This is a genomic window from Pseudoalteromonas sp. L23, from assembly GCF_021728455.1.
Taxonomy (GTDB): Bacteria; Pseudomonadota; Gammaproteobacteria; order Enterobacterales; family Alteromonadaceae; genus Pseudoalteromonas.
This window is the reverse complement of record NZ_JAKKCW010000002.1, coordinates 549,857-569,289: the sequence shown is the minus strand read 5'-3', so window position 1 is coordinate 569,289 and position 19,433 is coordinate 549,857. Positions and strand designations below refer to the sequence as shown.

At 42.6% G+C, this 19,433-nt stretch carries 23 protein-coding genes; 18 read left to right on the top strand and 5 right to left on the bottom strand.

Features of this window, described 5'->3' with window-relative positions; translation table 11 throughout:
• Positions 1–67: 67 nt before the first annotated feature.
• The 5 genes from L3V43_RS06375 to L3V43_RS06355 all read left to right on the top strand — a co-directional run bounded on the left by L3V43_RS06375 (position 68) and on the right by L3V43_RS06355 (position 4,451).
• Positions 68–652 (top strand): GNAT family N-acetyltransferase, encoded by a 585-nt coding sequence (locus L3V43_RS06375; protein ID WP_102056657.1) that lies wholly within the window; start codon positions 68–70, stop codon positions 650–652.
• Between the two features lie 116 nt (positions 653–768).
• Entirely contained in the window at positions 769–1,701 is a 933-nt protein-coding gene (locus L3V43_RS06370; RefSeq protein WP_010371782.1) for a class I SAM-dependent methyltransferase, read from the top strand.
• Between the two features lie 150 nt (positions 1,702–1,851).
• The gene (locus L3V43_RS06365; RefSeq protein ID WP_235367526.1) at positions 1,852–2,874 is read left to right on the top strand and encodes a histidine kinase; all 1,023 of its coding nucleotides are present in this window, start codon (positions 1,852–1,854) and stop codon (positions 2,872–2,874) included.
• Positions 2,868–3,578 carry a LytTR family DNA-binding domain-containing protein gene (locus tag L3V43_RS06360; protein ID WP_010604559.1) on the top strand — a complete coding sequence of 237 codons (711 nt, stop codon included), beginning with the start codon at positions 2,868–2,870 and terminating at the stop codon, positions 3,576–3,578. The genes L3V43_RS06365 and L3V43_RS06360 overlap by 7 nt, the downstream gene beginning before the upstream one ends.
• A gap of 18 nt (positions 3,579–3,596) precedes the next feature.
• Complete coding sequence (locus tag L3V43_RS06355; RefSeq protein WP_237116175.1) at positions 3,597–4,451, top strand: acyl-CoA thioester hydrolase/BAAT C-terminal domain-containing protein; 855 nt, start codon at positions 3,597–3,599, stop codon at positions 4,449–4,451.
• Between the two features lie 43 nt (positions 4,452–4,494).
• Here L3V43_RS06355 and L3V43_RS06350 read toward each other — a convergent pair whose 3' ends face one another.
• Together L3V43_RS06350 and L3V43_RS06345 are read right to left on the bottom strand one after the other, a co-directional pair.
• Positions 4,495–5,262 carry a helix-turn-helix domain-containing protein gene (locus tag L3V43_RS06350; RefSeq protein ID WP_237116174.1) on the bottom strand — a complete coding sequence of 256 codons (768 nt, stop codon included), beginning with the start codon at positions 5,260–5,262 and terminating at the stop codon, positions 4,495–4,497.
• Positions 5,240–5,701 (bottom strand): carboxymuconolactone decarboxylase family protein, encoded by a 462-nt coding sequence (locus L3V43_RS06345; protein ID WP_237116173.1) that lies wholly within the window; start codon positions 5,699–5,701, stop codon positions 5,240–5,242. Before L3V43_RS06345 ends, L3V43_RS06350 begins: the two co-directional genes overlap by 23 nt.
• A gap of 133 nt (positions 5,702–5,834) precedes the next feature.
• On the opposite strand from L3V43_RS06345, the gene L3V43_RS06340 reads away from it, so the two are divergent.
• The 3 genes from L3V43_RS06340 (at position 5,835) to L3V43_RS06330 (ending at position 7,766) form a co-directional block, all read left to right on the top strand.
• Positions 5,835–6,842: a phytanoyl-CoA dioxygenase family protein gene (locus tag L3V43_RS06340; RefSeq protein ID WP_237116172.1), complete on the top strand. Its 1,008-nt coding sequence runs from the start codon at positions 5,835–5,837 to the stop codon at positions 6,840–6,842.
• 115 nt (positions 6,843–6,957) lie between these two features.
• Positions 6,958–7,428, top strand: a complete 471-nt coding sequence (locus tag L3V43_RS06335) for a DUF3291 domain-containing protein (protein ID WP_010604564.1) — start codon at positions 6,958–6,960, stop codon at positions 7,426–7,428.
• Between the two features lie 119 nt (positions 7,429–7,547).
• Positions 7,548–7,766, top strand: a complete 219-nt coding sequence (locus tag L3V43_RS06330; protein ID WP_010371761.1) for a DUF6500 family protein — start codon at positions 7,548–7,550, stop codon at positions 7,764–7,766.
• 51 nt (positions 7,767–7,817) lie between these two features.
• On the opposite strand, the gene L3V43_RS06325 is transcribed toward L3V43_RS06330, so the two are convergent.
• A complete protein-coding gene (locus L3V43_RS06325) occupies positions 7,818–8,003 on the bottom strand; it encodes a hypothetical protein (RefSeq protein WP_010604566.1) in 186 nt (61 codons plus the stop codon).
• Between the two features lie 146 nt (positions 8,004–8,149).
• Here L3V43_RS06325 and L3V43_RS06320 point away from each other — a divergent pair, with 146 nt between their 5' ends.
• From L3V43_RS06320 to L3V43_RS06285, 8 genes are all read left to right on the top strand, one after another.
• A complete protein-coding gene (locus tag L3V43_RS06320) occupies positions 8,150–8,947 on the top strand; it encodes a PhzF family phenazine biosynthesis protein (protein WP_102056665.1) in 798 nt (265 codons plus the stop codon).
• The gene (locus tag L3V43_RS06315) at positions 8,934–9,380 is read left to right on the top strand and encodes a GNAT family N-acetyltransferase (RefSeq protein ID WP_237116171.1); all 447 of its coding nucleotides are present in this window, start codon (positions 8,934–8,936) and stop codon (positions 9,378–9,380) included. Before L3V43_RS06320 ends, L3V43_RS06315 begins: the two co-directional genes overlap by 14 nt.
• 35 nt (positions 9,381–9,415) lie before the next feature.
• On the top strand, positions 9,416–9,874 hold the full coding sequence (locus L3V43_RS06310) for a YaiI/YqxD family protein (RefSeq protein WP_010371749.1): 459 nt from the start codon (positions 9,416–9,418) through the stop codon (positions 9,872–9,874).
• 2 nt (positions 9,875–9,876) lie between these two features.
• A complete protein-coding gene (locus L3V43_RS06305; protein ID WP_237116170.1) occupies positions 9,877–10,314 on the top strand; it encodes a GFA family protein in 438 nt (145 codons plus the stop codon).
• Positions 10,311–10,706 carry an ACT domain-containing protein gene (locus L3V43_RS06300; RefSeq protein WP_102056668.1) on the top strand — a complete coding sequence of 132 codons (396 nt, stop codon included), beginning with the start codon at positions 10,311–10,313 and terminating at the stop codon, positions 10,704–10,706. The genes L3V43_RS06305 and L3V43_RS06300 overlap by 4 nt, the downstream gene beginning before the upstream one ends.
• Positions 10,707–10,737: 31 nt before the next feature.
• A complete protein-coding gene (locus tag L3V43_RS06295) occupies positions 10,738–11,286 on the top strand; it encodes an HPP family protein (RefSeq protein WP_039495654.1) in 549 nt (182 codons plus the stop codon).
• A gap of 31 nt (positions 11,287–11,317) precedes the next feature.
• Positions 11,318–11,851, top strand: coding sequence for a GrpB family protein (locus L3V43_RS06290; RefSeq protein WP_102056669.1), 534 nt, complete (start codon positions 11,318–11,320; stop codon positions 11,849–11,851).
• A 380-nt stretch (positions 11,852–12,231) separates the two neighbouring features.
• Positions 12,232–13,206: a transposase gene (locus tag L3V43_RS06285; RefSeq protein WP_235367520.1), complete on the top strand. Its 975-nt coding sequence runs from the start codon at positions 12,232–12,234 to the stop codon at positions 13,204–13,206.
• A 166-nt stretch (positions 13,207–13,372) separates the two neighbouring features.
• Here L3V43_RS06285 and L3V43_RS06280 read toward each other — a convergent pair whose 3' ends face one another.
• On the bottom strand, positions 13,373–15,787 hold the full coding sequence (locus L3V43_RS06280) for a hypothetical protein (protein ID WP_235367519.1): 2,415 nt from the start codon (positions 15,785–15,787) through the stop codon (positions 13,373–13,375).
• 35 nt (positions 15,788–15,822) lie between these two features.
• On the opposite strand from L3V43_RS06280, the gene L3V43_RS06275 reads away from it, so the two are divergent.
• Positions 15,823–17,607, top strand: a complete 1,785-nt coding sequence (locus tag L3V43_RS06275) for an MFS transporter (protein WP_237116169.1) — start codon at positions 15,823–15,825, stop codon at positions 17,605–17,607.
• A gap of 90 nt (positions 17,608–17,697) precedes the next feature.
• Positions 17,698–18,963, top strand: a complete 1,266-nt coding sequence (locus L3V43_RS06270) for an amidohydrolase family protein (protein WP_235367517.1) — start codon at positions 17,698–17,700, stop codon at positions 18,961–18,963.
• Between the two features lie 189 nt (positions 18,964–19,152).
• On the opposite strand, the gene L3V43_RS06265 is transcribed toward L3V43_RS06270, so the two are convergent.
• Complete coding sequence (locus L3V43_RS06265) at positions 19,153–19,416, bottom strand: RebB family R body protein (protein ID WP_174168991.1); 264 nt, start codon at positions 19,414–19,416, stop codon at positions 19,153–19,155.
• Positions 19,417–19,433 lie beyond the last annotated feature (17 nt).

Below are 19,433 nucleotides of genomic sequence, written 5' to 3'. Positions count from 1 at the left end.
TTCGAACTTCATACCTAAGCTAATTTTGACCTAATATTGAAGTCGATACGTTAGCTTGAGGTAAAGTATGGAAATAGAAATAACACAAGGATGGGACATTGAGTATGCACAAGCGGCTGCTGAGCTTTATGTTGACGCGTTTGGTAGCAAATTCAAAGCTGCAGTGCCGGATCGCAATAAGCTGATCACTATTATCGCGAAGAGCTTCATCTCAGAATACTCTTTTGCTGCCTTTGCAGACGGCAAGTTAGTGGGGGTTGCGGGCTTTCAATATGGCAAAGGCGGTTTTACATCGAATATGGGCTTTACTGGGCTCATTGATGAATTAGGCTTGCTAGGCGGGGTTAAAGCCGCAGCGGTGTTTACCCTATTTGAGCGAAAGCCTGCGCCCAATGAAGTAGTGATGGACGGCATCGCTGTTGCAAAATCGGTCAGAGGACAAGGTGTTGGCACTGCGCTTCTAGTGGCACTGCAGCGCTACACCAAACAAAGCGGGTTTCACGCTTTACGACTTGATGTAATTGATTCTAACCCCCAAGCAAAAAAGCTTTATATGAGAATGGGCTTTGTTACCTCCCATCACGAAGATTTTTCTTATCTCAATTGGTTAATCGGTTTTAGCGGGGCAACAACGATGTTGTGGCGTCCATAGGACCGGTTTTCTGTGCTGCAAAAAATAAACGTGAAAGATAAGCAGACCTTAGGCATTTGCTTTTGCTATGAAGTAACAAGTAAAATGCCGAACTTTACGCATAACCAGACACCGACATGACAGCAATAAACCCTGTATCGACCCTCCTTAATCATTTGCAAACCCAAGCCGTACCAAACGAGCTAAGGCGTCTATTTCATGGACGTGGTCGTTGCTATGAAGGGCTTGAACAAATCACAGTAGATTGGTTACAAGGTCAGCTCTTAGTCTCTTTATTCAAGGAGCACGACGTTGACTTGATAGCGTCGTTAAAGCAGGCATTATTATCACTTGTGGAGACCGAAGCGTTTAACGGAAAACTCTCTGCTATTTTACTACAGCATCGTTATTTGCCTGACTCAGATCTCGAGGTTTTGTATGGTGAATTAACTGCTATGCCTATCGTTGAAGAAAATGGACTTAAATATGGCCTAAAGCTTGGCGTAAAGCAGAACATGGGACTGTTTTTAGATATGCGTTTGGGTCGTGAGTTTGTTAAAGCTCAGTCTGCGGGGGCTCGGGTACTTAATCTGTTTTCTTATACTTGTGGGTTTTCTGTTGCGGCAATTGCGGGCGGAGCTGCCCATGTTGTGAATCTAGATATGGCAAAAGCGGCGCTCAAGCAAGGCCGAGTCAACCACCAACTCAATGAACACGACCTCAGCAAGGTGTCTTTTTTAGGCCATGATTTGTTTAAATCTTGGGGGAAAGTACGTAAATATGGGCCGTACGACCTAATCGTAATTGATCCGCCAAGCTTTCAAAAAGGCAGCTTTGCACTGACCAAAGACTATCAACGTATTTTAAGAAAGCTTCCTGAGTTACTTACGCCAAATGCCCAAGTGTTGGCGTGTGTGAATTCTCCCGATGTTTCAAGTCAATTCCTCATTGATGAAATGACCAGAGAGGCACCAGCGCTTACGTTTGTTGAACGTTTGCAAAACCCACCTGAATTTAAAGACATTGATGAGCAAAGCAGCCTCAAGTGTTTACGGTTTAAAGCAAGTTAATCTATTTTTTAGCACTTTGACTGGATGTAAAAGTGTGGACTAATACAGATAACCATTTAGCATTGAAAAGCGACCATTCAGCAACATTCAGAGTGCTTTTCGACGCTAAATGCGTACCATGAACGTATTCAGTCACTATTTGTATTGATTATGGTCAATCTCACATTGCAGCGAAATGAACAATTCGCAATTTTAGCCATCGTTGCCGCAATAAGTTTTGCTATCAGTCTTACCGATTGGGTGCAGCGGGGCATGTTGTTGTCAGCAAATATCGCGCTTTCTTCTATTTTGGCGGTTGTGTTCCTCTACTGGTTACCTATGGTGATAAGTTACGTACTCATCATCCGTTTCAAGATAGGCAATTGGCCGCTGCAATATATCGGCTTTTACGGACTGATGGTAATGGGCTGTTTATGTTGGGGTGTACTCAGAAGTGGAATGTTAAATACCCATGCATTTTCACTGTTTGAGGCGCTAACCATCGCACTGCCTTGGTCTAGCGGTATTTTTGTGGTGATTAAGTTCTACCTTTCCCAAAAGTTGTTAAAACAAGAAAAACAGCTTCGCCAACTAGCTGAAATTAAGTTATTACACAGTCAGTTAAACCCGCACTTTATGTTCAATAGCCTCAACACAATTGCAGCCTTTGTACCAAACCAACCAGAAGCAGCACGGTCTTTGGTTCATAATCTCGCTGCGGTATTAAGATATTCATTAACGCATTCTGTGACAAGCGGAAAAATACCGAGCAAAGTATCCGTTGCCGATGAGCTAATTGCACTAAATCAATGGTGCGAGATAGAGCAAAGCCGGTTTGGGGATGCGCTTATCATCGACTTTGATATCGACGATGCATTATTGAGCGAAGTAATACCGCCAATGATTTTACAGCCACTTTTGGAAAATGCAGTAAAACATGGCAACAGTAGGCCGCTTCACATTGATGTATTAATCAAAAAGTTAGCGAACCAGTTAGTGTTTAAAATCAGTGACAACGGGGTGGGCTTTAAGGAGCAGGACATATTGAGTTCGTCAGATGCGGGACTCGGTCTTTCGATCACGCGCTCACGGTTAAAGTTAGAAGAAAATGCTGAACTTAGGCTTGGTAACGACATGCACACAGGTGGTGCTGTTGTCAGCTTTTCACTCACACGAGGAGCAAAGGAATGTTGAACATTGCCATTGTGGAAGATGAGCAACCAGCCATTGATAAATTAACTGAACAACTTAGCCAGATCACCAAGCACAACTTGGTACTGACTTGTAACACGCCATTAGTATTTCTTGATACATATCGAGAACTTGCGATAGATATTGTCTTTGTCGATATTAACTTGCCAGAATGCAATGGTGTTACTTTGGTCGAGAAACTTCAAGGAACGGGGTTTGCAGGTGCGATAATTTTTACCACGGCCTACAGTGAGTTTGCGGTTGAGGCCTTTACGCTCGGCGCGGTTGATTATTTGCTCAAACCGTATAGTACTGAACGCTTAGCGTTGGCGCTATCAAGAGTCAATCGTGTTATCGCGACAGGATTCGCCGCTACTTTAACGAGTAAGGTGGCGGGGAAAACCTCACTAATTGATGTCAGCAGTATCGAACTTATCAAGCTAGAATACGGTCAAGCCATTGCGTTTAGTAATGGACAGCAATATCCCATTGATGGCTCCCTTGAGGAGATCCAACAGCAATTGCCAACACATTTCTTAAGAGTTCACCGTAATGCCATTGTAAACCAAAGCGCGATAACGGCGTTTGAACGCTGGGTTACAGGGGGTTACCTTGTCAAGTTGCGAGATAGCAATTTACAAGTTGTGACCAGCCGGGGCGGTGCAAAACTACTCAAACAACAACTGAGCAACATAGGGCTCAGCTAACTCAAAAAAGGTAATAAAATGATGAAAACTATAATGCCATTTTCTTTGGTAGGGCTTCTTGCGGCCTGCTCAAACACGACTATACCAGATGTTAAATGTCAGTTTATCGATGATGGTCAGACTCATCCATTGGTTGTGGTGTTAGGTGGCAGCGAAGGGGGGAATACACTCGCTAATCCTCAGTGGAAACCATTTTTAGATGGATTTAATGATATTGGTGTCTCAGTAGCTGCACTTGGTTATTATGGCACTGAAAATACATCGAGCAGTGCAGCTGAATTATCTTTGGATGATATAGCCAAACGGATAAAAGCATTGAGTGCAGACCCAAAGATAAATCCAAATTGCGTAGCGGTGTATGGTTTTTCTAAAGGAGCGGAGCTTGCGTTATTACTCGGTGCGCACTTTGATGAGATAAACCATGTAGTGTCCGTTATGCCTAGTCACGTAAGCTGGAATGCTGTTAAGACTTTGTCTTCTCGCTCGAGTTGGACGCTTAGCGGCAATGCTCTGGACTACATTGATGCACCCCTGTTGTCATGGAAAATGCAAAAGGGGAACGTAACGGGAGAGTTTACATCTGCCTTTGAGGCTGCATTGGCAGAGGCAACACCTGAAGCAATTGCAGCCGCTCGCATCCCGGTTGAAAACACTAATGGGCCAGTGCTGCTGGTCTCTGCCAAACACGATGAAATTTGGCCATCGTACAAAATGGCCGGATATATAGAAGCTGGTTTACGCGAGGCTAGTTTTTCTCATCCATTTAAACATATCGCACTTAAATCGGGTCACTATAGCTTTAACAAAAAAGTGCAAACCGAGGTAAATCAATTTTTAAGCGAAACCTTGGTAGCACGTTGCGCGAATAAGTAGCAATGAATTCACCTTGCTTTTATATTCTTGGTCGTTGAAAAATTTACCGAGCTGTAGGTAACGTTGTGTCTGCAGCTTTTAGTCGCTTTGTGTATTTTGCCGGTGTGATCTGAAAGATAGTTTTAAATTCGCGAATAAGATGAGATTGATCAGCGTAGCCGCAATCTAGCGCGAGTTGAGCGATGTTAATGTCAGGTGTTTCTCTCAGTTTTTGTTTAGCCAATCGAACTCTATAAATGCGAGCTAAATGTTTAGGGGTAATCCCACAATGTGTTTTAACTTGTCTCTCTAATTGCCGTTTTCCGATCGGAGTTTGAGCATATGCTTGCTCTAAAGGAGTCATTGAAACAATATGCTCAAGGAGTGTTTGGGTATGTAGGATAGAATTGTGTCGAGGAATTGGCATATTCAATATTGGTTCTAGGAGTTGAAGTAATGCTGTCAGGTTGGCACTATTTTTTTGTAGCGTGTTCAACAAGGGCAATATATTCTTGGGATTTGCTATAGGATGTTGCAGCGTTTTCAGAAATGCCAGTCCCGCGGGTTTAAAGCGGATCCCGAAAAAACATGCCTGTTCAGAATAGCTGACTTTGCTAGACTGAATGGCAATTGGTTGTAGATAAAAGGGGGCTGTGAGCTGATTGTCGTTGAAACTAACGAGCCCACAAAGAGGGAAGATAAATCCAGTTGCCCCGTCGCTTGGAAGCCAAGTTTCTCCGCGCTTGTGTGATTGTGCAAACCAGATAGCTTGCACATAGTTAGCGATTTCACCTGTTGGGTTTATTAATTCAAGCGTTAGATCTGTGCTCATTGAACTCTACATTCGGCTTAAACATTTTCACGATCCGATTCCAGTTGTTGATGGCATTAATAGCGATAGTTAACGTAGTCAATTCTTTATCATCAAATTCTACATTGAGTGTTTGATAAAAAGCGTCGTCAATCATTTGTGCGTTTGTCAGTTTTTCACAAAGCGCTAATGCCAGTTTTTCTTTATTGGTGTATAACGGCATGTCTTGCCATGCACTTAATCCAATAATTCGATTAGTGGTTTCACCATACTCTAGTGCCTGTTTAGTGTGCATTGCAATACAAAAAGCGCATTGATTGATTTGTGATGCTCTAAGTTTAACGAGCTCCCAGATTGTGACTCCAAAAGTTGTATGTGCCTGCTGTTTTAATAATTCCTCTTGTCCCAATAAGTGCTGAATAAGCTCAGGTGCCTGATTGAAGTAGTCTGCTCTTTTCATTTCTGAATCCTCATGTTTAGTGATACGTATAGTGTAATGAGGTGTAAGCGGTAAAAATTGAAAAAAAACGTCTTTGTAATAAAATTTTAAGGAAGGAACACACAACTCTAATTTAAAGGATGGTTGTCAAATAATGTGCGATGTAAACCTTGCTCTAGCGCTTTATCATTTATCCACACTCAAAAAAATCTGGCTTCAGGCCAACGGCACTTTTACAAATAAACAGCAGCAGGTAGAGCCAGTTAGTTTCGAATTATATAAAGCGACTTTTGACATACTGGGCTTAAGTTTATCTCAAGCACATCAGTTACAGTTTCAATATGCTCATGATTACGATAGCTTTATTGATGCAATTGTAACAATTGCTCAGCCGAGTAGTGAAAAAATAGCATTGCTAAAACATGTCACCTGTCATATGCCTTGCCCCGATAGTTATCAAGAAAAAATAGCTGCTGTTCAGAATATGCCGGATGTACTCACTGAGGACGACTTGAAATGCTGGCAGGACAACGGCTATGTCATCGTTAAAAATGCAGTGAGTGCCGAAGGCTGTGCCAATGCGAGAAACGCCATCCAAGACTATTTGGAGATTGAATTAGCAGAACCAAAGACTTGGTATAAGGTTAACCACGAAAAATTGAGTCGCAGTATGGTGCATTTGGTACAACATAAAGCACTGGAAGACAATCGGAATTCAATGAGAATTCATAAGGCCTTTAGCCAGTTATGGCAAAGCGAACAACTGATAGTTTCAGCCGATCAGTGTGGGTTCAACCCGCCTGAAACTGCACAATCTAGCTTTCAAGGTCCTGATCTACATTGGGATTTAGATTTCTCTAAGCAACTCACGTTTGGCACGCAAGGGATTTTGTATCTATCAGACACTGAAGAAAAACAGGGTGCAACAACGGTTGTACCAGGATTTCATACAAAGCTAGAGTCATGGCTTGCAACGGCTCCATGGGATCCATGTATTCCAAACACAGAATACTTACATCAACTGGGTTCCAAAGCAATTGCAGCCAATGCAGGAGATATGGTGATTTGGCATCAATTTTTACCCCATGGTGGCAGCGCGAACACAGCAAACGCACCTCGTATAGTGCAATACATCAATATGCATCCATTTCCAGAAATGTAGAAGGTGAAAAAATCTCTATTTGGTTAAATTTTGTCTTAACTTGGCGGCGAGCAAACAGTAGTATGATTGTTAAGTTTGGGAGAATGTAGCAACTCACCACAAGGAAAAGCCGTCGATGCAATTAGCACAACTCAATATAGCCACCGCTAAATACCAAATGGATGCGCCAGAAATCCAATACTTTGTAGAAAGTTTAGACCGAATTAATTCACTCGCAGAACAAAGCCCTGGCTTTATTTGGCGCTTAAAAGATGAAACCGGTAATGCAACAGAGATTAAGGCGTTTGATGATCCAAATATTATCGTGAATATGTCTGTATGGCAGTCGGAGCAAGCGCTCAAAGATTTTATGTTTAAAACCGCGCATAAGGAATTTTTGGCGCGTAAAAAAGAATGGTTTCACCGCGCTGAACAGGAAACCTACGTGTTATGGTGGGTTGAAGAGGGCCATATCCCGACGCTAGATGAGGCCAAAGAAAGGCTCGATTACCTGCGTCGTTTTGGAGATTCGGCTTATGCCTTTACGTTTAGAAATAGTTTCACCGAACTAGACGTAAGGGAGAGGGAAGCTTGTGAAGAAGATTAATCTTGTGCACCGATGAAATGATAATCAACCGTAAAGGTGTAGAGCCGCGTGGAGTGGTGAATACTGATGATGTTGGTGGTACACTAATCGTAGATCATGATGTATGGATTTAACCAAAAATGCGCGCGGCACTAAGAAGCAAGATAATAGAAGTATGTGATAAAAAAATCGCACAAAAAGGGGATAACGTTGGCGTATCATTTTACGCTTTTTTTGCCAATAAAAACACGGACCCTGCACTACTTATGGAAGCGGCGACTTGGTGGATACAAACTCACGAACTAGACCACTTCGAAAAGGCGTTAAAGATAAAAGCAATGGTTGAAAGTGGAAAATAGGTCTTAAAGGATATTGTCATGGGCCATCAATCGAGATGACCCAACTGGCAGTTACAGCGTGTAAAACGAGACAAAAAATACTGCAACAGATGCAAGTGCAAACATAGTGTACTCGGTGATAGTTTGTTTGCGTTTCTCATCATCAGTTTTAGGGGCTGTCGCTATCATTAGCAGGCTAGTGACAAACATTGCTAATGAATATAAACATAAGATTGATAAAGTAGCATCTGTAAACATATAAGCCTCGACTTGGTTCTACTCATTTTAACTACGTGCATCATGGTCACAGAGATCAACCTCTATACACGTTTATTTAAGTTGTATTCGCTTCTAATTACAGTAAATTATACTGTGTTTTTAGGTGTTTCTGAAAGGAGTAAAAGATGCAAGTCGAATATTTTGTGGTTGACGCATTTACGCGTAAACGTTTTGGTGGTAACAACGCTGCAATCGTTGAGGTTGAAAACTGGCTTAGCGACGCCTTAATGCAGCAGATAGCCATCGAAAATAACCTTTCCGAAACCGCCTTTTTGAAGCCAGTTGATAACAATCATTATGAGATCCGGTGGTTTTCTCCAATTACTGAAATTGACTTTTGTGGTCATGCCACGCTTGGTGCTGCGTATGTACTTTTTAATCACAAGGGAAAGTCAGGTGAAATAAAATTTCAAACTCAAGAAGTCGGAACACTCACTGTTAAGCAAGTGGCTGATGGTCGCATTGTGATGGAATTTCCGAACTTAGCCCCTGAGTTAACTGAAGCCCCCGACGCACTGCTGGAAGGGCTGAACGTAACACCGACGCGGGTACTTAAAAATCGCCAAGCGTACTTTGTGATTGTTGAGACTGAGCAACAAGTACGCAGCTGTGAGTACGACAGCGATAAATTGAAAACCCTTGCGCCTTTTGATGTTGTGGTAACAGCAAAAGGCAATGACGTTGATTTTGTGTCGCGTTACTTTTGGCCTGCAAATGGGGGCGATGAAGATCCGGTTACCGGTTCAATTCATGCCGGATTAGCGCCATATTGGGCAAAGGCGCTAAACAAACAGAAACTTCATGCACATCAGGCTTCAAAACGTGGCGGTGAGCTATTTTGTGAAGTGACGGATACGAATGTCATCGTATCTGGGTTTGGTGTACTTTACGCAAAAGGAATATTCGAAATTGAGGACGAATAAGATTCACTTCATACAGGCAAAAGAAAGTGACTTTGACTACCTAGTGGCGCTGCGTAAAGCGACCATGGTGCCGCACTTAGAAAATGCCGGACTGTTTTTGACTGACGCTGAACATAAAGCCAGAGTATTATACGAATACCTAAGCTCACATTTGATTTATATAAATGAAAAGTGTGTTGGCTTGGCTAAGTTTAAGCAACGTGAACATGACTATTACCTCTTTCAGCTGCAAATAGAGCCCCAGCAACAAGGAAAGGGGCTCGGTGCACAAGTCATTAAAAGCTTGATAGAAACCCACTCAACATTGCCTTGGGTATTGACGGTGCTTAAAGCGAATCCCGCGAAGCGTTTATACGAAAAGTTGGGATTTGTGCAGTTTGCTGACGATGAATATGAGTTTCATTTTAGGCGTGAACCTAATCCCCAAATTTAGTATTCTCTAGCCAATTTAAATTTAAAAGAGTTGTTATGGCAAAACAAATATGGGTAGATGCCGATGCCTGTCCCGTGGTGATAAAAGAAATGCTGTTTCGCGCTGCAGTGCGTACTTCTACCACGGTTACATTGGTTGCAAATCAATATCTAAAAACGCCTCCGTCTCCTTTTATTCAAAAGCTTCAAGTCCCAAAGGGATTTGATATTGCGGATAACGAAATCGTGAAGCGCGTGAATGAAGGTGATTTGGTTATTACTGGCGACATTCCACTTGCAGACGAAGTCATTGAGAAAAAGTGCACCGCACTCAACACGCGCGGTGAATTGCTGACGAAAGAAAACATAAAATCTCGCTTAAATATTCGTGACTTTATGGACACGATGCGTGCCAGCGGCGTGCAAACTCAAGGGCCACCGCCTTTGTCTCAAGCTGATAAGCAAAATTTCGCCAATCAATTGGATACTTGGATCACCAGAAACACAAAGGGGTAGGTATGGCTTATAAGGCGAGTTGTTTGTGTAAAGCGGTTCAAATTGAAATCCGTGGAGCAATCAGCGATATCATTCATTGTCATTGCTCTTTATGTCGTAAGTCTACAGGCACAGCTTATGCCACTAATGGCTTTGTGCTGTGGAGTGATTTTGTGATTCTCAGTGGCGAAGAGGCACTAAACATCTTCGAGTTTAAACCTGGAAGAAAGCGCCATTTTTGCAAACATTGCGCAAGTCCAATTTTTAGTTCGAATGAAAACGATCCTAAGCGGGTGAGGTTAAGACTTGGCATTTTGGACTCGGATATCAAAGAGCGGCCAATATCACATAATTTTGTCTCTTCAAAAGCCAATTGGGACGACTTAGACGCGCCGCTTCCTCGTTATGATGCATTTGAGCCTAGCCGCGATCTATCAACAACATCGGGAGGTAATTTGTGACGGGTATTAGTGATTTATCTCAATTATTAAAAGACATTTCCCCGACGCTTGATGAAACACCTTTTGTATTTTGTACAGTGCAAAAAAGCCTTGCTGAGTGCGTAATTTTCAATCCAATTGCGACCTTTATGGAGCGCGAGGGGTTAACGCTGGTAGTCACCAAGCAAATGGCAGATGAACATGGATTGGATTACAGCTGTGTGATGAATAAAATTACTTTGCAAGTGCATTCGAGCCTAGAAGCCGTAGGGTTAACTGCTGCATTTTCCAATGCGTTAAAAGGTGCTGATATTAGCGCGAATGTAATTGCGGGCTTCTATCATGATCATATTTTTGTGCCCGTAAATGATGCTAAGCGGGCGGTACTCGCGATACAAACGTTGGCAAAATGACATTGATAAATCTCGAAGGTTATTAGGTAGCATGAAAGTTTACTTTAAAAGAATGGCCTCCAAAGGTGTGTGTCCTCCGAGAAAACCGCTTAAGAAAATCCTTTGGTCATGGGTTGGCGCAATGGTGGGGATCTTGTTGATTACGGTGATTTCTAACCTCGCTTTACCATATGGTGTTGGCAGCGCATTGCTCATTGGCTCTTTTGGTGCAACTGCTGTTTTACTCTATGGCGCTCCTATGGCAGAGTTCTCTCAACCGAGGAACTTACTGGGCGGGCATTTCTTTTCAGCTTTACTCGGCGTCAGTATCTTTATTTTGCTTGGAGAAGAGAGTCTGTTTGCAGCACCGCTTGCGGTATCGCTCTCAATTGTTGTGATGCACTTTACTCGAACCTTGCATCCACCCGGTGGAGCGACCGCGCTAATCGCCATTATTGGTGGTGAGTCTGTTCATAACTTGGGATATATGTATGCATTTTATCCCGTGTTGATGGGGGCTCTGCTGATGTTATTGGTCGCGCTGTCTGTGAACAATATGTCGCGCAACCCCAAGCGGCATTACCCAGTTTATTGGTTCTAACTATTTTATATAAAAATTTAAAAGGACAGGCATGTCAAAAATTGAATTCGTCCCTTACCAATTAGTCCCAGCTAGCTTTAATCCATGGCGCGAAATATTTGTTGAAGTGGCAGAAGAAGTGATGATGGCATTAGCACACCCTGAACTTGAATTTCTACACTTTGGTTCAAGCTCTTTTAAGGTTGCCGGCAAAGGGATCATCGATATCTCTGTGTTATACAAACCCGGGCAATTAACGCAAGCAGTTGAACATCTTAAAAATGTAGGCTTTAAAGATCAGCACAGCGATAATCCATTTCCTGATACTCGTCCTAGAAAAGACATCGCGGTGATGTATCAAGGTGAGTTGTTTCAAGTGCATGCTCATGCTATTGAAAAAGGGAGTGAAGAACATATCAAGCAAGAAAAGTTTAAAGCTTATATGCTCAGTAATCCTGACGCGCGTGCGGAGTATGAAACTCAGAAGCAATTAGTAATAGCGCAAGGTATAGCCTCCCAAGATGAGTATGGAAAAGCTAAAGCGCCATTTGTAAAGCGCACTTTAAAGGACATCCACTTTAATTAACTAAAGTTCGAATAACTAATATTTTGCTTGAAGTTAGTGATAAAATTAACTGCTGGTATCCAATCCCAATCGCTCATGGTGATCGCATAAATTATTCATAGTGGAGCACGGTTTGATGTTGCTCCTAAAACTTGCTAACTAGGCAAGGGGGAAAAGTAAAGATTTGCGTTAAGACAGGAACCTCGCTCACTCTCCGAACAAGCATAAGGAGGTTAGCGTTTACTGTATTTAAGTATCAAAGAGTAGGTGATAACTGGTAGCATGTAACTAAAAGCATGCAACTAAGGACAGGCATGAACAGATGCAAATGTTTACAAATTTGCGACATGGTCTAAGCTTTAATTTCTTCGATTAGCATTGATACGTTCAAGGAGAGAACAATGGGCTTAGCTAGGAAGTATCAAATCAACTTGTCAAATACGCGTTACTATCATTGTGTGTCACGTTGCGTCCGCCGTGCTTTTTTGTGTGGTGAAGATATGTTGACAGGAAAGTCTTATGAGCATCGGAGGGGCTGGGTTGAAACGCGTTTACTCTCTCTAGCCAAAATATTTTGCTTGGATGTTTGTGCTTACGCGGTAATGCCTAATCACACCCATGTGGTGTTGTATATCGATGATAAAAAAGCACAAAGGCTCAATGATAAAGCTATTTTACTACGCTGGAGCAAGCTTTATAAGGTATCTTCACACGCTCGGCAATTTTTACAAGGTGAATGCTTAAACGAAGGGCAAAAAAGTGAATTAAGCAAAGAAATCAATGAATATAGAAGCCGCTTAGCGAGTATTAGCTGGTTTATGAGAGGGCTCAATGAGCACATTGCTCGACGTGCTAATCAAGAGGATGAATGTACCGGACACTTTTGGGAAGGGAGATTTAAATCTCAGGCCTTGCTTGATGCTTCAGCCTTGTTAGCATGCATGGCTTACGTAGACTTAAACCCCATTCGTGCAAAATTGGCTAGTAACCTAGAAGATTCAGAACACACTAGTATAAAACTTAGGTGTGAGTTTGCAAAAAGATGCAAACAGCCGAATTATCTAGCGCGGTTTTTAGGAAATACCAAAAGACATGTACACAAAGGAATTCCTTTTGAATTACGGTCATATCTAGACTTAGTTGATTCAACAGGGAGGTGTATTCGTGCTGGTAAACCCGGGTTTATCGAACCGCGTCAAAAATCTATTTTGGAACAATTAGGTCTAGAAGCACGTAATTGGCTGAAACTTACTACCCAGCTTGAGCAAACTTTTCACGGTGCGATTGGTAGAGCAGATTCGATTGAGTCTTATTGTGAGCATCGCAATTTACGGCGACGAAGTAATATTTCGCAAAGCCAGCGACTTTTTATGTAATATGAACTTACGTAGACGGCCAATTTAATCCGGTTGTAAGTGTCTAACTGCTCGCTCAGGTTGAGGGAGCAGTTAGTCGTGCACGTTGTATGATACACTCAATCTTATTTGCACAAAGCCATCGGTCCTACTTTATTTGGCTTTTCAGACTTCCAATTAATTGTTTCTACAAATTGATTATTTTAACCAGCCTAATCGGTTCACCATCAACGTCAAACTCACCCGTGATCTCAAGTAATCCATTTTTTAATCCTTGTAACTTATCTATTTTAATTACTTGTGTTTGATAAGGTAAGAAAGTAACAGGCTGCTGCCAAAGTGACCCTTCATTTTTAAATGATTGATATGGGGTAAAATCGACGTGTAATGTGCCACTCGATGCACCTGAATAGGGACCGATTAGCGTAATGGTTATATTGTCACGAATAGTTACTTCCATTTTTACCCCATCAAAAGGTTTCTCCGGCGTTAGAAGAGATTTTTGTCTTGTTAATCCATTCCAATTAATTACCAAGGTCTGAGAGACTTGTTTTGGCAATAGAACACGGTGTTCACCTGAAGCTAGCATTTTTTTGTAGTTACCGTAAGTTAGCGCAACTGCATGCTTACTGGGGTTGTTGACGTAAAGATAGTGCATTCCGTCAGAAAAGTAGTCCTGGATGTTGATACCACTTAGCGTAAAGAGCGCATCGTCGCCAAGTGTTGTTTGCCAATTTTGCATCAAGTGGTTGAGGGTTTTATTCTCAGTTTCAGTGACTGTCCTTGATTTCTGCTTGTTAAATATTTCGCGAAGTGGGGTCATACAGTCATTTAACTGAGCGCTATATTCCACACAGGTGTTAAAGGCTCTGCGCAGTAGCGATGCACCTTTAAAGTGCCAGGGATTAGTGGTTTGTTCATTCGTGATCAAGTAATCATGCGCGGCAAAGTAGGGCGCTATTCTATGATTATTATTTCGGCCAAGAAGACTTATTTTTTGCAAGCTAAGCGCTGAAATGTCGATTTGGCTCAATTGTAACCTAGCCAGTTGCTCATGGTGTAGTGTTTTCATTTTAATAACTAGCGCATCGTTCTGTTTTGAAAGCGTGAGCGCAAGTTGATGATATTGCATGATATCCATGCGTAATTGCGGCAGCAGTGCGATAGACTTTGCGGGAAATAATGCTTGATTGCTTGAGACCGTTAACTTTACACCTTCTTGAAGGGTAAATTGCAGCAAGTTATCTTTACTAAAGTCAACTTCTTCAACTTTAGTGCGTCCAAGACGCGCATCTAAGCTTTGACTTGTTAAGTCAGCGATTAACGCAAAGCCAATTTCTCCACGTTTTATCTGCTCCGGCTCGAAGTCGATTAGTGCTGCAACATTATTCTTATCAAGTGAGTTGATTAGAGGTGTTTTATCTGATGCGGGAAAATCCATCACGACATGTGTAGAAGAAAAGTTTGGATGAATGTCAAGACGATTAAGTGCTTTGCTTTCGGTATTTCTGAGCCAATATGCAGCACCGTTTTGCTCCCAAGGCCCATCGACAATATAAAAACTTGGCGTGGCAGAGCGCACAAACGCCGCAAACTGCTGTTCAAGCAGGGGCCAATTGGGGAAGGTCTGTTTTAAGAGTGCATTGGCAGTTGGCAAGGTGTCTTCAGAGTGAGGATTTGCGTCCATTAATTTAGCAATAAAGCGTTTAAAATATTGATAGCGTTCAGGATCGCTCAATAAAAAATGTACGATAAAAAAGTTGAGCCCGCGTTTGAGTGATGGGTCATCGTTGATTGCTTCAAAAGATGGCTGTCCACTTTGGTGATACTGCTGTAAACCTAAGTGCAGATAGTTCATTGGAGCACGGTCAAAAACCATTACAGTTAACTGTTTTTTATTTGGATCATATACGTGGCTTGCAATGGCATCTGCCATCCCCTCAGTGATCCAATTGGGTGCCCAAGTTGAGTGACCGTTCAGAGCCATATGAAACGCATGCATGGTTTCATGGATCACGATGTAGCGCTGGTGATGCTGACGATGACTCGGAAAGTTGTACCCTGCGCGGTTATAAAACATGGTTTCGCCACCAGCCGTTTTATGTACGCCTCGCAAAAAACCGTCGTCCAGCATGGCTTCTTTTGTACGTTGGCGTGAACTGCCATAAACGACAGCAATTCTCTTTTTATCAATCGCTGCGGGCGCCATACCAAACAATTCAACATAGTGAGGGTAAGACATTTCTAATAATTCTAAATAGAGTTTTACTTTGTCCTCAGGAAAGTCACTTTTTAGCGCAAAATGTTTACTCACCCACCAGTCATATCCCCGCGAGTTAGCTATTTTTCCATCGCTATAAGTCAGCGGAATTTGTTTACCAACATGTTGGATATCAATGTGTCTCAACGTGCTGACTCGACCATTAACGCTTATTTCAGAGCGCATATCAGCGGGGCTCGGAATAGCGGCAATATCGCTTCGCGTAGTTTTACATCCGCTGAGTAAGGCAAGTATTGCAATTAGAGGAGTAAACCCTAGCCGCGGCTTTTGCATAGAGGGTATTCGCCAATAAAAGGTATGGAATAGATAAAATAAAGACATGATACTTTTCTCTCGTTATTATTTGTGTATATTGTATGCAATATAAAATAACAAAGATAACAGGTATTGTCATTATGCAAAATCAGCAGCAGTGGTGTGAACCAGATCTCAATGAGGCAAATCGGTCAAAGTCGTCTTCTGGGTTTGGTCGAACTTTTTACATTGCAAATATCATGGAAATATTTGAGCGGCTCGCTTGGTATGGCTTTTTCGCCGTGTCATCAATTTATATGACAACACCGAAGTCGCAAGGTGGTATTGGCTTTACTGATATAGAGCGTGGCGCGGTACAGGGGATTATTCCCTTCTTTTTATATCTTTTGCCTGTTGTAACTGGTGCGCTAGGAGATCGCGTTGGGTATAAAAAGATGTTCTTTTTTGCATTTTTGATCATGACGCCAAGCTATTATTTATTGGGACAGGCACAGAGTTTTTGGCCGTTTTTTGCTGCGCTGAGCTTTGTTGCCCTGGGTGCCGCTTGCTTTAAACCTGTGGTCGTTGGCACCGTAAGCCACAGTACAAACGATGGTAATCGTGGCCTTGGATTTGGGATCTTTTATACCATGGTGAATATTGGTGGATTTTTAGGTCCATTGGTTGCGGGATATATGCGCGCCATTAGTTGGGATGCAGTATTTATGATGTCGGCGATTTGGATTGCCATAAACTTTATTCCCTTGATGTTATTTTACAAAGACCCCCAAACATTACCTAAAACCAAGCAATCTCTTACTCAAGTATTAAAAACTGCACAGTCGGTGCTGGGTAATACACGTTTAGCAGTTACGCTGTTTGTCGCACTGGCGCTATTGATGTCAGCAGGCGTTGGGTTTTCTAACTACAGTCAAGCGTTTACTTGGATTGCAATATGGTTAGTAGCTAACTGGGTGTGGGACAGAGTGCTTATAAATCGAGCGCCGACTAAAGCATGGTGGCAACAACCGATGAAGGTGAGTAACCTGCCGTTTGCGTTATATTTGCTGATCCTTGCAGGCTTTTGGACTGTATATAATCAGCTTTTTTATACTTTACCTGTGTATATCCGTGATTATGCAGATACCCGAGATATATTGGCGTGGTTTGGCGATTCTGGCGTCGCGTTTTTAGCACATGTTGATATTGATAAGTTAACTGCTGCCATTTTTACGCTGTTCAACGAGCTTAAGGAAAGCGGCGCGGTATCCATTGAAACCATTAGGCTTGAATGGGTTCACCTCAAAGTGAATGTCCCGCATGAGCAAATACAGTTGATACTACAAACGCTAAATGCGCTTCACGATAATGGACAGGCACTTTCACAGCTCCAAGCGCAAGCTCTTGCTGAACAACTCGTACAATATCGTCAAATTAATCCTGAGTATCTCATTAATTTAGACTTTGCAGCGATTGTGGTCGCACAAATTTTGGTGAGCTTTCTCTGTCAGCGATTTAGACCATTTTATGTGTTAGTCACGGGCTTACTGGTGATGACGGTTGCGTTTATCGCATTACTTAGCGATAGCGGCTGGTTAAGTGGTCAGCTCATTGTCACTGTCATATTGCTTATCGCGCTTGGTGAAATGCTTGCCTCTCCTAAAAGCCAAGAATATGTCGCGAGTATCGCGCCTCAATCTCAAGCTGCGTTGTATATGGGGTACTACTTTGTTTCTATGGCGTTGGGCTTCTTATTTGCTGGATTTTTATCTGGTTGGAGCTATAAAGTGTTGGTGCAAGAAATGGCGGCACCAGAGTTAATGTGGGGGCTATTTGCCGCTATCGCATTTATAACCGCCATTGCATTATTCTGGTTTAACACAGTGATAATAGACAGAAAAACATAGCACTATTGAAATGGGAACAGTTATTGGTCGCGATCAGTTTGTTTGCAAGCCATATTCTTTCTACACTCAAGCAAAAAATGAGGAAGTAACATGAATAAAAAAATATGGATGAGCACGGCACTCTTTGTTTCAAGTAGCGTGTACGCGCAAACGTATGTTTTAAATGCTGACTCTGCGATTGATGTGGTGTCAGGCAAGCTTATCTCACCTGCAACTGTGGTCGTTGAAGACAATAAAATTATCTCAGTCGGAAAATCAAATCGTAAAGCCTATCCAAAAGGCGCAGAGGTGATAGACCTAAGTGGCCACACATTATTACCCGGTCTATTTGATATGCATGTCCACTTAACTTCAGACGCACATGTTCATGGCTACAAAAGACTGCAACGCACTGCACCGCGTGCGGCAATTACTGGCGTTAGAAACGCCAAGCGCACACTAGATGCGGGCTTTACGTCTGTTCGCAACCTCGGTGCTGCTGGCTATGCTGACATCGCGCTGCGCGATGCCATTATTGATGGTGACGTATCAGGCCCACGTGTAAACGCAGCAGGCCCTTCACTTGGGATCACTGGCGGCCATTGTGACAACAACCTCCTAACCCATGAGCATAAAGTATTTTCAGAAGGGGTGGCTGATGGACCTTGGGCAGTAAGGCAAAAGGTACGTGAAAATATTAAATATGGCGCTAACTTAATCAAGTTCTGTGCAACGGGTGGCGTACTATCTAAAGGCACTAAAGTGGGTGCTCAGCAATATTCCCAAGAGGAAATGACAGCGATTGTGACCGAAGCACACTTACGCGGTTTAACGGTTGCTGCTCACGCGCACGGCACGGATGGTATCAAGTCTGCAATTAAAGCAGGTGTGAACTCAGTAGAGCATGTAAGTTTTGTGGATGATGAAGCCATTCAGCTAGCCAAAGACAAAGGCACGTACTTCTCTATGGATATCTACAATACGGAATATATTCTTGGCGAGGGAGAAAAGGCAGGTATTTTGCCTGAAAGCTTGGATAAAGAACGTAAGGTGGGTGCTACTCAGCGTGCTAGTTTTACAAAAGCGGTAAAAGCAGGCGTGAATATGGTGTTTGGCTCTGACGCTGGTGTTTATCCTCACGGTGACAATGGTAAGCAGTTTAGCCGCATGGTGAAATTTGGTATGACTGAACTACAAGCTTTACAGGCTGCCACTATTAACTCGGCGACGTTACTCAAGCAATATACACAATTAGGCTCGCTTGAGGCGGGGAAACTTGCTGATATTATTGCGGTTAAAGGCAACCCACTAAAAGACATTAGTGTAATGGAAAACGTCACCTTTGTGATGAAAGACGGCCAAATAGAAAAGCAATAATCTAGCGACTAGCGCAGAGCTTGTTCTAAGTTCTGCGCAGACGCTATGAAACTGTTGGAATTCTTTTTTAGCCTCACTCTCGCTTGCTAGGCTGCCTTAGAGGTTATAAGGAGGCTTTCCTGCACTGCCCATAGTTTTACCTTACTTTGTATGTTATTTACATTGACTCGGGGAATAGGGTATTTCTTACTATCTGTAAATTTTTATAACAGCCATTGATGCTGCGATATCCACATTCATTAGGGTATTCACTCCCTGCGTCAAAGCCGCTTGAGCAGTGACATTGTTATTTTGTTGCGCATTGATAGCGTTATGTGCAGCGTTTGACAATGCTTGGCTCACGGCAAGCATGAGCTTACTCGTTGCTAATGCTGGTGAGTCTCCAAGCACTTTGGTGTTTGTTTGAGACACTGAATCGGTAACTTGACTATTCACCGCAGTTGGAAATGCCATGTTTATCTCCTTTAAAT